The organism is Poinsettia branch-inducing phytoplasma str. JR1 (assembly GCF_000309465.1).
GTDB classification, from domain to species: domain Bacteria; phylum Bacillota_I; class Bacilli_A; order Acholeplasmatales; family Acholeplasmataceae; genus Phytoplasma; species Phytoplasma pruni.
Map to the genome: position 1 here is coordinate 1 of NZ_AKIK01000175.1, position 1401 is coordinate 1401.

A 1401-nucleotide genomic window follows, 5' to 3' on the forward strand; every position below is an offset into this window, starting at 1 on the left:
AATTATTTTAATTCTAATATTAACAAAGAAAATGATAATATTACTCTTTTTATAAATATCAAATTATATAAAGCAATTTAGCAAAAAAACCGTTATAAAAAGAACGGTTTTAGTTTTATAAAAAGGAATTATAAATTGATCTTTTTATGAATTCCACCACGACGAACCAAACAACGACATTATTTTGCCAACTGAAGAGTTGGAGGTGACGGCTGGTAAAGCAGAATTGTTTTCATTGGCGTCAACATTGGAGTTTTTGTTGTCTGGAGTTTTACCCCCTTAACCATGTCGGCAAACTCTCCTTTATCAAATCTTTTATTTTGTGACTTAATTGAGGCGGCAATTGATTAATACTTGTTTTTAAACTTTCCACAATTCCTTTCACATGAATATTATCTTCAATATTTTCCATTTTATCCTTAGCTGTTTTAGTAGCTTGTTCTAAATTATCTAATGCTGTAGAAATTTTTTCAATAATTTGTTTTTTATCTTTTTCAAGGTCTTTATTCCATGAGTCGATTTTGCCTGCAATATTATCCATTAATGATTTTTTATCTTTTTCAATACTTTGACCTAAATTGTCAATCGCTGTTTGTAGTGTTTTAGTGAAATCATCCGCTAAAGCTTTTACTTTTTGGTCTAAAATAACCAATATTTTTTGAGTGATTTCTTGAGTATTGAAAGATTCTATTTTGCTTTCCGCTTTTTTGGTTAATTGCTCTAAATATTTAGGAATTAATTCTTTAGTAAGGGAATTTTCTAAATTATCCATTTTTTCCAATAATTTATTGAACACTTCATCTCTTTTTTGCGATGTTTGTTTTGATTGTTGATCTAATACTTCATTTATTTTTTTATTAGTTTTTTCCTTAATTTCATTAGTTTTTCCTTTAATTTCATCCGCAATTTCATCTTTTGCTTTGTCGAAAGCGAAAGCAGTAGAAATAATTAATAAAAAAATCACCGCTGTTAAAATTAAAATCGAAATAATATAAAAGTTTTTTTTATTAGGTTTAAAAATATTCATTTTCATAACTTTTTATTATTCTCCTATAATATTTGCATAGAATAGCTAAAATCAAAATAAAATTTTTTTCAATTTTAATTTTTGTTTCTTATGGAAGAAAAAATTTATTCTATTAATAATATGTTTATGTCAAAAAAACATATTATTTAAAACAATTTTATTATATAGTATTTTTAGCGTTATGAAACAATTTTTTTCGACCGAGTTCATAAAATAACGACTTTTAAGGAAAAAATTAATGAAAAAAATAATCTTTTCAGTAAGGTAAAATACCGTTTCCAAAGAAAGAAAAGATCTATTTTACTTCCAAATAATAAAAAGATGTTTTTTCGGTGTTTTTAATAAAAAAAGATATTTTAAAGAAAAAAATATTT

General features: G+C 24.3%; 1 protein-coding gene. It reads right to left on the reverse strand.

Annotated features, from left to right (window positions below; translation table 11 throughout):
- Positions 1-271: 271 nt before the first annotated feature.
- Positions 272-1033 (reverse strand): hypothetical protein, encoded by a 762-nt coding sequence (locus ON17_RS03155; RefSeq protein WP_017192060.1) that lies wholly within the window; start codon positions 1031-1033, stop codon positions 272-274.
- Positions 1034-1401 lie beyond the last annotated feature (368 nt).